At 51.4% G+C, this 11,791-nt stretch carries 11 protein-coding genes and 1 riboswitch; of the genes, 2 read left to right on the top strand and 9 right to left on the bottom strand.

From position 1 onward, the window contains the following. Positions 1-67: 67 nt before the first annotated feature. From INT20_RS06595 to INT20_RS06605, 3 genes are all read right to left on the bottom strand, one after another. Positions 68-2,017, bottom strand: coding sequence for a methyl-accepting chemotaxis protein (locus tag INT20_RS06595; RefSeq protein WP_087110784.1), 1,950 nt, complete (start codon positions 2,015-2,017; stop codon positions 68-70). Between the two features lie 569 nt (positions 2,018-2,586). Next, positions 2,587-3,021, bottom strand: a complete 435-nt coding sequence (locus INT20_RS06600; protein ID WP_087111266.1) for a pseudoazurin — start codon at positions 3,019-3,021, stop codon at positions 2,587-2,589. 72 nt (positions 3,022-3,093) lie between these two features. After that, a complete protein-coding gene (locus INT20_RS06605; protein WP_087110786.1) occupies positions 3,094-4,107 on the bottom strand; it encodes an ABC transporter substrate-binding protein in 1,014 nt (337 codons plus the stop codon). Positions 4,108-4,180: 73 nt separating this feature from the next. Next, positions 4,181-4,373: riboswitch (cobalamin riboswitch) on the bottom strand. A gap of 112 nt (positions 4,374-4,485) precedes the next feature. Between INT20_RS06605 and INT20_RS06610 the strand changes: the two genes are divergently transcribed. After that, positions 4,486-4,950: a DUF2243 domain-containing protein gene (locus INT20_RS06610; RefSeq protein WP_087110788.1), complete on the top strand. Its 465-nt coding sequence runs from the start codon at positions 4,486-4,488 to the stop codon at positions 4,948-4,950. A gap of 2 nt (positions 4,951-4,952) precedes the next feature. Then, a complete protein-coding gene (locus INT20_RS06615) occupies positions 4,953-5,762 on the top strand; it encodes a cytochrome c oxidase assembly protein (protein ID WP_192528424.1) in 810 nt (269 codons plus the stop codon). Between the two features lie 24 nt (positions 5,763-5,786). Here INT20_RS06615 and INT20_RS06620 read toward each other — a convergent pair whose 3' ends face one another. From INT20_RS06620 to INT20_RS06645, 6 genes are read right to left on the bottom strand one after another with little or no spacing between them, the layout of a single operon-like run. Next, positions 5,787-7,061, bottom strand: a complete 1,275-nt coding sequence (locus INT20_RS06620; RefSeq protein ID WP_192528423.1) for a vWA domain-containing protein — start codon at positions 7,059-7,061, stop codon at positions 5,787-5,789. 39 nt (positions 7,062-7,100) lie between these two features. Continuing rightward, positions 7,101-7,601, bottom strand: a complete 501-nt coding sequence (locus INT20_RS06625) for a hypothetical protein (protein WP_225733913.1) — start codon at positions 7,599-7,601, stop codon at positions 7,101-7,103. A 9-nt stretch (positions 7,602-7,610) separates the two neighbouring features. Beyond that, positions 7,611-8,348: a coiled-coil domain-containing protein gene (locus tag INT20_RS06630; protein ID WP_192528422.1), complete on the bottom strand. Its 738-nt coding sequence runs from the start codon at positions 8,346-8,348 to the stop codon at positions 7,611-7,613. A gap of 33 nt (positions 8,349-8,381) precedes the next feature. Next, positions 8,382-9,920 (bottom strand): SUMF1/EgtB/PvdO family nonheme iron enzyme, encoded by a 1,539-nt coding sequence (locus INT20_RS06635; RefSeq protein WP_319643847.1) that lies wholly within the window; start codon positions 9,918-9,920, stop codon positions 8,382-8,384. Further along, positions 9,910-11,133, bottom strand: a complete 1,224-nt coding sequence (locus INT20_RS06640; RefSeq protein WP_225733911.1) for an ABC transporter permease — start codon at positions 11,131-11,133, stop codon at positions 9,910-9,912. The genes INT20_RS06635 and INT20_RS06640 overlap by 11 nt, the downstream gene beginning before the upstream one ends. Continuing rightward, positions 11,117-11,791: an ABC transporter ATP-binding protein gene (locus tag INT20_RS06645; protein ID WP_287076923.1), complete on the bottom strand. Its 675-nt coding sequence runs from the start codon at positions 11,789-11,791 to the stop codon at positions 11,117-11,119. The genes INT20_RS06640 and INT20_RS06645 overlap by 17 nt, the downstream gene beginning before the upstream one ends.

Raw genomic sequence — 11,791 nt, forward strand, 5'->3', positions numbered from 1 at the left:
CATTATTGGCACGTCATTCATGAAACGCCCCGCCATGTTTCGTCGGCGGGCGTTTCATGAAAGGGTCTCAGTAGCTGTGATGCGCTAATGCGAATGTATTACTTTCCTCGGTGACCTTAAAGCGACCTACCATGCTGGCCATGTCGCCTGCTTGGTCGTCCAGTGAGCGGCTCGCTGTGGCGACCTGCTCGACCAGCGCAGCATTCTGCTGAGTGACTTCTTCCAACTGGGTTAACGCCTGATTAATTTGCTCAATGCCTGATGACTGTTCGGTGGTTGCTGCGGATATTTCTGACACCAAAGCAGCCGTATGCTGAGCGCGTTCTGCAATGTTTTTTAGCGTATCGCTTGTTGAGGTAACAAGCTCTTCCCCGTCTTCTATACTTTTAACGTTATTGTCGATCAGCTTTCGAATCTGCTTGGCTTCTTCTGCACTTCGGCTTGCCAGGTTACGTACCTCTGAGGCTACCACTGCAAATCCACGCCCTTGCTCCCCGGCTCTTGCGGCTTCTACGGAGGCATTCAAGGCTAGGATATTGGTCTGGAAAGCGATGTTATCAATGGCTTCCACTATCGCGGTGACTTGCTGATTGGCTTCATGGATCTGCTCCATCGCCATACGCGCCCGTTCGGCTATATCGTTAGCGGAATTTGCCTGGCTTGCCATGTCCTGTGTAGAACGACGTGCTTCCTGAGCCGTATCTGCACTTTGCTTCACGGTGGCCGTAATCTGCTCCATGCTGGATGCCGTTTCCACAAGCGACGCAGATTGCTCTTCGGTGCGCTGGGCAAGGTCTGCATTCCCCTTGGCAATCTCCTTGCTGGCAACTTCGACAGACTGAGCACCCTGCTTGATGCTGGCCACCAGCTCTTCCGTTTTAGCCGTTGATTCGTTGAACGCCTGATAAAGCTGTGACAACTCATCGCTTCCTGGAATCGCCAAGCGCTGAGTCAGATCTCCTCCACGTGTCTGGATGTTTTCAAGCGCTATTTTTAGCGGGCGTACAATACTGCGGACAATGAGCACAGAAAGCAGAACCGCTAACAGAGCCGCCGCTAAGGAGCACGCCAGATAATACGCCAGCTCGCTGACCGCGTTGTCACGCAAGCTCTGGGCTGTTTCAAGCAGAAGATCGGCCGCTTCTCGTCCTACTTCCGCCTGGCTGTCAATCAGCATGGTTTGTTGGTCAAACCACTGCTGGTGATTGATATTGAAATCTCCAGCCGTGCCTTGCTCCACCGCGGTACGTCGCATGTCAGCAAGCGTTTTAGCAAGATCACTTTCCAGTATAGCTGCCAGCTCGCTCTGCAGGCTGGCATTGGAAAGCTGATTAAACGTTTTAAGGTATGCTTCTGATCGGCCTGTGATCGACAGCAAATTGGCGAACGCGGTAGAAGACATGGCGTCTGCACTAAAAGCGGTTGTTAACATGGCCCGCTCAATACCCGCTAGTTCTTTTATGTTTAACAAATTGTAATAAGCATTGAGCTGTCGAACAATTTCTCCGCGCTCAACGCTAAAGGTAAGTTGGCTGACAATGTTGATTAAAAAATCATTAATGTCCGTATAATAACGGTTGGATTGATCGCCTGGTATTTCCAGCCTGTCGGCGCGCAAACGGATTGTGTTTATCTCATGCAAAATTTGTTTAGCTTGAACTACCTGCTCTTGAACGCTTGTGTCATCTTCAGAAAAGATAAGATTTTCGGTATAAAGATTGAACTTCTCAATCTGTCCATCGGTCACCTTGCGCTGGCTAGGCAGCTCAGTGCGAAAGTTTTGCCCGCGGCTGCCTAAAAAGGCGGCTGTCATACCACGCTCGCGCTGAAGTTCATGAACCAGGTCACCGGCATACTGGCTCAGTACCGTCATCTCCTGAAGATGATTCATTTCAGACACAATCGCTTTACGTTCTAAAATACCTGACACTGCTAGCCAGGTCATGGCTAGCAATGGCAAGGCGAGAACCAGAATAAACTTACGGCCTATAGTAATACGGTGTAATACCTTCAGCATTATGTTTTCTCACATGAAAAGGATAATTTATGACAACGACGTTGAAAAGCTGACCATAACCTGCGCGTGTGCCTGTGCATTAATGGCTTGCTTACTTTTATCGGCAATGAGCGTTATAGCTGAAGCCATGAGGGGAGAAGATGATTTTAGGCTTGATCTAAGTCAAATTTAGTTAAAAATCAGACTTGTCTATCTTGACGGTAAGTTTTTATGACTTTTTTGAAGTCTATAGTTGATGTGTTTAAAGTGATTTTTATTTTTTCTTATCAGTTGTTTCTTTTTTTAATGGTGGCGTCGCTGTTAGATAGCAAGGTGTCGTAAAGGAGATGGTGGGGCGATGTGCGATCTAAGTGGCATGTTGGTGGGTGTTAACGTCGTATGTTTAATGTCTGCTCACTTGGTTATCTGAGTGGATAGAGAGCAAAGAAGATCAACATTACATGTTAGATAGTTCACCCAGAGAGCTTCTTCATATCAAAAGTGACCAAAACTCGCGAGGTGATAAATAAATGCTGATCTTGAAAGGCGGTTTGATGTGGCAAGCCGCCCTAATAGATAAAGTAATATAGTTAATTGTTTGCCTGCCGTGACAGGATTTCAACAAAACGCTGGCGTGCCGGTGCAGGCAGGTTGTCGGGCAGATCCTCTTCCGTCGCGGTGGTATCGCCGACTTGAATCAGCATCACCATGCCCATGGTGTAATGTGGCGAGCACTTAATGCCCCAAATGCCCTCGGCATTCAGTGTTACCTCAATCTCTTCGTTAATATTGCCTACAAATGCCTCGCCGCCTTCGGGGATCATGCCGTCAATGGTGGCCGCATTATGCCCCGGGGCGGTGGCTAGAAATTTCACCGTATCGCCAGGTTGAACAATAAGATAGTCCGGTGCGAAAGGCATTGGCCCGGTATCATTGCGGTTCAGCATCTCAACGGTATGTGTGTTGGCTAGAGCCGCCAGCGGTAGCAGACCAAGCAGAACAATAAGTCGTTGCATCATTTTCATAGTGAGTAAGCCCATACATTAATGAGTAAGAAGCGCGCCCTTGGGGCACGCTCAATGTGGCGGCGCAATGCCTCACGGTGATAGGTCAAATTCCGCTAACTGGTTGGCGAGTGCTTCCAGCGCAAAAATAGCTCGAACCGAGGGGTCCATCGCATGGGCATCAATCTCAATAATGCGGCCTTGTTGCACGGCTTCGGTCATGCTGGTGACAGGGTCTGACGCAAGATACGCCCGCTTGGCGGCAATGTCGTCGGCTGGGAACCGACGGCGATCCATTCTGGCGGCAGCAATAAACGTGGGATCACTTCTAACAATGGTTTCCCAACCGACGGTGGGCCACTCCTCTTCTGATGTCACGACGTTAGCGATGCCCAGCTTCGACATCATCCAGCCGGGCACGCTATTAACACCTGCCACGTAAGGGTCGATGCCCAGGTCGGCGGAGGAGTACCAAAACACGCCGGTAGTATCGTCCGGTAAATCAAGAGCCGCCGCTTTTTCGATGGCCGCAGCTTCACGCGCCTTCAGTTCGGTTATCAGCTCGTCACCGCGTTCGGCAACATCAAACATCTGCGCAAGCGTCGCGATGCTGTTGTAAAGCAGTTCGGTATCAAACAGCGTTGTGCGGGCGCCGTCCATGCTCTGGTGGTTGCTTTTGCCAATACACTCCGTGGGCATGGTCCAGCTGGGAATGCCCACATCGGCAAACATCTCAGGCGTACCGACCACGCCTGCGGGTCCAATCATCCACTCATAGGCAGATATCACCAGGTCGGGCTTGGTAGCCACCACGCTTTCGTAGCTTGGTGCATCATCCGCCAACCGTTCGACATTAGCGTCAATGTCAGCAAACTCCTCCAGTACCGGGTTAATCCAGAGTGCGGTGCCAGCAACCGTATCTTCAAGGCCCAGCATGTAAAGGATCTCGGTGGGCGCTTGGCCGATACTCACTACCCGCTCAGGGGGCGATTCTAGTGTGATCTCGTGCCCGCAGCTTTCAAGCGTCAAGGGGTAATCGGTGGCGGCATTGGCGGTTTGCCCAAGCCAAAGGCTGGCGACAGCCGCCGTGGTTAATCTCAACATCATGTACACTCCCGTGCATGATGAGCAGGCCGCTGGCGTGTAGCTGGCTAAGTAGCCAGCCGAGCCGACCCGCTCGATGAAGGTTAGGGTGTCGGCAGGTCTCCTGACTGACGGGTCGTCGCTAGCTCACCTTCCCAGACATAGCGTCCAGTGGCATTGTCGAGCATCGCTCGCCGCCTACAGTTGCGGGGGCAGTTCCGTTTCGCGGCCAGGCCACGGCGGATTCTCTATTAGGTTCTCGAAAGAACACCGACGTGGCTATTCTAGGGGGTAACGATGAGGCTTAACATGGTTAAAATTAGCCTGGGATCACCTCTTTCTGGTTGCGATAAGCGCGTGGCGTACCTAACTTGAGGGGAAACTTCCAGGAGCAAGGATGCCATGGCTAGCTACCCCGCCTCATCAGTATTTGATACCCAACGCTCGCTGTGGGCAGCCATTCTGATGGGAATTGGTGTCATGGCCGCTGTCGATGAAATCGTCTTCCACCAACTGCTTCAATGGCACCATTTTTTCGATTTCTCCACACCTGCGTTTGGGATTCTCTCGGACGGTTTGCTGCATGCCTTTGAACTCCTTGCCATCGTGGTTGGGGTGTTTATGCTGCTTGATCTTTCCCAGCGCAAACGGTTGTCGATCCCATGGGCTCAAGCGGGCTTCTTTCTGGGGATGGGCGGGTTTCAGCTTTTCGATGGTGTTATTAACCACAAGATTTTACGCCTGCACCAGATTCGCTATGGGGTTGATCCGCTGATGTATGACGTGGTGTGGAATGGCGCGGCGATAGGATTATTGTTGGTAGGCGTCTGGCTGCTTTTTCGCGCCAAGCATTTGGCGCGTCGTTAAGCATGCAGGCTCACGATCACGCCGCTCATGGGTCGATGCTTGATTGGCTGCCCGTGGCACTGATCGTTCTACTTACGCTGGCGTATCTTCTGGCCGCTTATGCCCAGCGGCAACAAACAGCCGGATGGAGCGTTTGGCGAAGTATCTTTTTTAGCCTGGGTAGTCTGCTGATAGCTATCGCCGTGGCGCCCCCTTTAATGGCTTGGGCGCACCATGATCTAGTGGGCCACATGGTTTTGCATCTATTAATTGGTATGTTTGCACCGCTCGCTTGGGTACTGGCGGCCCCTGTTACGTTACTGCTACGCGCCTTGCCTCAGGCGGGCGGAAGACGAGTCGTCGCTTTGCTACACAGCCGGTTTGTGCGCTTTGTTTCACACCCGGTTAGCGCACTTGTGCTCAATATCGGCGGTATGTACGTGCTCTATTTAACGCCGCTTTATGCGCTATCTCTCCATCACCCGATAGTGCATGTTGTCATACACCTGCACTTTCTTTTGGCCGGGTACCTGTTCTGCTGGACGATTCTGGCCGAGCCTGATGTGTCGCCCCATCGGCTGAGCCTGCTTTTTCGGATGGGCGTACTGTTTGCGTCTATTGCCACTCATAGCCTGTTGGGCAAGCTGATGTACGGCTACGGTTGGCCTCGTGGTACTGGCCATTCGCTTGAGGAAGTACAGGCCGCCGCCCAATGGATGTATTACGGCGGCGACCTGGCGGAAGTGCTGCTGGCCGTGGTGTTGTTAACGCTTTGGTTGCGCACGCCCGTTGAGCGGCGTGAGGGTTTATTGTCAGGCGCTAGGATTGGTTAATACTATGGTTTTAAAGGCTTAGACTTAGGGGGTGCAGTACTCCTCACCAAGTGCTTCTCTTCCCGCATCTAATAGCATTGTACTAATCATTTCAGCATCTTGAGATCCGAACACGCGCCCACCTGTTTGTTCGGCGATGCAGTTTGATAATCCGCTGTTCGAAATATCCACAACGTTAATTTTGAGCCTGGGCTGTTGGCGGGCAATTTCTTGAGCAATAGCGCATTGGTCCTGACCACAGCCATCATCGCCATCAACAAACGCTAAAATAACCGCATCACGCTCTTTGCCATCAACGATATTGGCGGCCTGTAATAAGCTTGCTCCTAGTGGTGTACCGTCATTAGCCAGCAATCGATTAACACCCTTTATGAGCTGTGGGCGTTGCTCTGCAGAGAACATGCCTTGCATAACCGTAGCGTCACACCCTTGATAGGTGATCAGTCCAATATCGACACTGGGGTCAATCGCCTGCACTAAGTCGGTGAAGGCTCCTTGAGCGACAGTGAGACGTGAGGGACTGGCAATTATTTGCTGCATACGTGGATCATTGATCTGAAACTCACGCAGGGCATCGGGCATGTTGAAAAACCACAATTCATCTTCCCTGGACGTTTGAATATTCAGGTTCATGGAACCGGAAGTATCAAAGATAGCTACGAATTCTGGTGGGGGGGTGTTGTCGCTATAGCAGACAAGAGGGATTGTTTCGTCTTCGCTTGGTTGCCAAGGAAGAGAAAACGGTCCCCATCGATTAAAGGCAAGCCACAAGCCAAGCAGTATTAGCCCAACCATAAGCGGTAAGAGTAATAACGGTAATAGCAAGTGATAGCGCCGCCTTGGAGGATCTGCTGGTCGTGCCATTACAGGTTGATTGATTGGCGTTGAGGACGTAACAGGACCTGCCATCGACTGCACGGGTACCCAGTGAACTAAAAGCGGTTCGCCATTTACTGAGTACAGATTTTCGGTGCTGGGCCCCGAGGGCAACTGCCTTAACTCACTCGCAGCTGCGTTGTCTCGTTTTTCCAGTTCAGTGATCAGGTTGCTTAAAGCCAATAAGCGTTGATCAAGACGCTCTTTCAGCTTCTGCTGGTCACTGAGTGGAAGCTCTTTAAAGTGATGGGATTGTCCCGGTAACTCCGTCCACCACTCCAGACTATCGGAATTTCCCGGGCGAGGCGTGGCAAATAAGTTGCCTATGCTAGGAGGGCTGTAGCGATGGACGAGCCTCTGCAACCGCTGTGGTTGCAGAGGGTCTGCCAAAGCAAGCCCTTCCTCACGCAGAATACGCTGCATGGAGGCCCTCCAGCGAGGAGGCCGCTATCTTTTGAATCATCACGGTGCATAGCCCAGGCTTTGTTGAAGTCTGTCTACTTGCTCTTGCAAAGCTTTAAGCCGTGCTTGTCGTTCAGCGAAACTCTCCTCTTCTGCACCAGACGTTGCTAAGTCCGCGTTATTCTGCTGCGCTAACGCGTTCAGTTGATGCTGTAGCCCTAACTGATCTTGAGAGCGGCTCTGTAAGCGCACCATTAAGTGTTCAATCGTACGCTCAAGTTCATATTGTTGCTGATTAGTCACGCGTAGCTCATCTCGTGTAGCACGTTGCTGCTCTGCAATTTGCCGCTGGATATCACGAAACAGTGCATTTTCTTCTTTATCAAGCTGCACTTGCTGCTCGCCAGCATCGATACGTGACCGATAGCCGCCGCCAGCATCACAAGATAGCTTGGTGAGAAGACTGGCTTCTTGGCTGGGGTCACAAGCTTGCGGAGAAGTGGCACAGCCATTAAGTAGTATCAGGCCGCAAGCGACAGCCATAAGTTGAAACTTCATCATAGTGTCTTCTTACCCCAGAGTGATCGCAGAACGCATGCTGTAGAGATCATCGACTTCTTGTTGCAGCGCTAGTACCTGCTGATTCATTACGGCAATGTCTTGCTCAACCTGCTGAATTTCAGAAGAGCTTGCTTCTTGACGCTCTAACTGGGCCACTTCTTCATATTCGGTCACTGTTTTTTGCATGTTTCGAATATCGCGTCGTAGGATCTCGATATTACTGTCGATACCGGCTAAATCGTTTTGAGCCATTTCCTGGTTTATACGTTGCTCAGCCATTTCCTGCTCTAATCGTTCGATACGTTGGCGGTCTTCGGCCATAACTTGACGGGCCGTTTCTGTGCGGGCGATAACTTTCTGAGTATCTTGCTGAATATCTTTGCTCATCATCTGTAAGCGCTCTGCTGATGAAGCATATTCATTACGCCGCTGGTCTAAATAGTAGTTAGCACCCATGGCGACGCCACAGGCACTGATGCCTGCAATAATGGCACACTGAGCTTGGTTGCTAGAGCCACTGAGCATACATCCTATAACGCCAACAGCTGCACCTGCTGCGCAGGCTTGAAAACCAGATTTATTGAAAAACTGAGCATCGTTGCCTTGCGTTAAGCGTGGATCTGCTGATTGGTTGTCAGAACTGTTGAATAAGCTACTACCGGTGCTGGCGCAACCAGATAGAGCAAGTGTGCTTGCTATTGCTGAGCCAACGAGCAGCTTCTTAAAATAAGTGGTGTAGAGCGACATGTGTTGTTCCCTTGCGTTGTTTAATAGTGGTTATTATTTTGCCATGGCTTTACAGTTCTCAAGCCAAGCCCCGGCGGTAATGCTCTGATTGTTTAAAAACTGTTGCTGATGCCCCCAGTAAGTTTGAAGATAGGGTTCAAGCTCGCTTAACTGAGCGTTAAGGGAGAGAATTTCGCTAAATACTTGCACTTGTTCTGCTAGAGAATCGGAACTATATAGAGTGGCGGATTCCACCAAACTGCTTGCGTAATAACGGCTAAGACCTTGAAGGCGCTGTTCTTGATCCTCCAGGCGGGTTTGCCGCATTCCGCAACTGGCATCAGGGTTGTCGTTTTCACAGTTAACCCGATAGTTATCCGCCAGAAAATCATAAAAAATGCCATCGTCTTCTAACTTGGTGCATAGAAAAGCACCCAAGTTGAGGCTGGCACGAATTGCCTGGTTGCGTGCTTCTTCACGACGTTGGTTGCTGGCACGCAACTGGCGCTCTAGTGACTGAAGTTCTTCTTGTAAAGCATCATCTTGTACGCCAGAGGCCAGGGCGGCCAACTGGACTGCCGTATCCGGCGTGCCATCTTCTTCCTCTCCCAGTCCAAGCGCTGCCCACTGCTCTTCGATCTCTGCGATACGCTCTCGGGAGGTAAGTGTCGGTGCTACGACAGCCAGGCGCATGCCGGTAGCACGGCCGCGGGATTGGCCTTCACCATCATAGTACGGCTCTTCACTACGTAAGGCCGTGCGAATGTCTTCACGAGGGCTTAAATAATTGCCACCGCGCACGATAACGCCACCTGCTTGGCCATGCTGGCGGTCAAGCTTGTTAAGTCGGAAGGGTTCAAACATCATTTCACTGGCGTTACCCAGTATGTCATGTAGGCCTAATGGATTAGGGGCCAATAGGCCTGTTAGCTGGAGTCGTCCATTGGAAGACTGAGCGCCTGAAAACCATTCGTAAGCATTAATTCCTTCTGGCATGAGATAACGAGAATCACGATACTCCGCCGTACTTACTTCAAGACCGCCACGTGCAGCGAACTCCCATTCAGTTTCTGTGGGTAAACGCACGAAACCTAACGCACTGTCTTCCTGAGGAAGTGCATCCACCGCATTGTCACGCAGCCACAGGTTGTAAGTATCGCCAACCTGCATGGCATCAAACCAACTAATGCCTACTTTGGGAAGACGCTTACGATTAGAGAGGCCTGGGCATGTGTTTTCCATTAGGGCTTCGTACTGTAGTTCGGTTAGCTCGTACTTGGCCATTAGGTAGTACCGGGAGGTAGCTCCTTGGTCGTCTATAAAGCTACCCGAAATATGTGCTGGACGGCTTTGCTCCACGTAACCCCATCCTGTGCCGTCTTGCCCTACTTGAACGGGAAAGTCATCGAGTGGTTTGCTGACGGGCACATGTACCTGGCGAAACGTCATTGCACCACCGCACGGCATTGGAAGCACCACATCCCCACTCGAAGGGGCTGGGTTGTAGAGTCTTTCAGGCCATTGCTCCGCTTGGGCAATACTGGAAACGCTAAGTCCGGACAATAATAAGATAAGGCAACGTTCAAGCTTCACGTAGACTCTCCGCTGGTTGAATTCCGTAGGCACGTATCACGCCGACCATGACGACCAATAGCCCTACCGAAAAAGCGAGTATTAAAGCGATCACGGCATGGAGGGGGGTAATATGGCTCACAACGCCTGAGGCTAAATGGCTCGTGGCGAGGGCACGGTTAAAAACGACGGAACCCAGCGCAAATAGGCCCAGCCCTGCCACAAAAGCGATTAGCGTTAACACGCTCACTTGAGCGGCTATATAGGTGGCGATAGCCGGGCGTTGAAAACCAAGCAAGCGTAAAACAGCATACTCACGGCGTTTTCGATCAATGTTGGCTAAAAAAGCACCACTCATGGAGGCCATGCATCCAATAATCGCTGTTACGGCAATAACACCGAAAACGAGTTCTAGAACTCTATTGATGGTGCGTACATTTTCAATATCAGCAAGCTGGCTTGCAGTATCAATACGCTGGTTCTCCAACCACTCCACTAATCCCTGTACTGAATCGCCATCCTTGGCGTAAACACGCGCCCGGGCGTATCTCAATGGGTAATCATCTCGCGCTAAGCCATTATTTATGCCTAAAAGGGGACTTGCTTGACCGTCTCGAAAGTGTTCCAACTCAATAAGCAGTGAAAGATCCACAAAAGCAGCCGGACGCGAAAAGCGGGCAGGCTCTAGTACACCCGCAATTTCTACGTTCAGGTGACCACGCTCAAGCTGTTCATCAAGCCTTCTGTTAACCGCTAAAGTAAGAGATTCGCCCTCGATGACGTCAAGGCGCCTGGCCGCTGACTCACTTAAGATGATGCGTGCCCCTTCAGGGTAGCGATCCAGGGTGTTTAGCAACGGGTCGCCAGGTGCCGAAGGAATCAATTCGATGCCCTCCAGGAAGTGCTGACGATCCTTCAGCAAATTGGCTTGAGTATTCAGTGAGCGTGTTTGCCCAATAGCGAACCCTACCTCGGGATGTTCGCGCAGTTTCGTCATCCAGTGATCGTCATAACTACCGCTTGTCAGCATGCGCACTTCGAGGTTTCGTGGGTCATCAAGTAGCTCGCTTTGAAGCTGGCTAACAACGCCATGTTTGAGTCCGAAAAGCAGCAACAGCGGCGCAATCACTGCTACTAAAGCGGCCGCGATACATAACGATACTTGGCGATCATGCCAAAGATCCTGCAACGCTAAACGAGTAATGAGAAAAAATCGGTTACTGCGCGAAGGCAAAACAACACCCCTCTGGCGTTAAGGAGGCTGCCAGTCTTGGCAGTTTGAACTGATCAACCAGCGTGTAGTCATGGGAGACCACGAGTGCAGCCATATCGAGCTCTTTCACAAGCGATACCATAAGGTCAAAAAGCTGAGCCCCTGCGTATGGATCAAGAGCTGCCGTGGGTTCATCGGCCAGTAATACCTGCGGCTCATGTGCCATCGCTCGCACGAAAGCAGTGCGCTGGCGCTCTCCAATGGAAAGCGCACTAGGGCGTTTATCCAACAGAGCGTCCAGGCGCAGCTTGGCACAGGCATGCTGAATGCGTTCACTACTAGCGGGTAGGCCCAATAAGCGCCGGGGGAGCGTAATATTGTCGCGTACGCTCAAGTACGGCAGCAGCCCACCGTTCTGTAGTAAGAAGCCAATGTCTTTCGAGCGAATGCTGGCCAGGGTGTTTTCGTTCCTGTTATGCAGCAAGGCGGCCACGTCGGTCTTTGCCTTCCCAAGCGAATAGCTTTGCAGCGTGCTGGGAGCGAGCAAAAGCCCTATTGCTTCTAGCAGGGTGCTTTTACCACAGCCGCTAGGGCCGACAATTGCCGCTACTTGTCCCGAGATGAGAGCAAGTTCTGGCAAATAGACTTCGTGACGCTCATCGCCCTCACCACGTGCCAC

This window comes from Halomonas citrativorans, assembly GCF_014898005.1.
In the GTDB taxonomy this organism is placed as follows: Bacteria; Pseudomonadota; Gammaproteobacteria; order Pseudomonadales; family Halomonadaceae; genus Vreelandella; species Vreelandella citrativorans.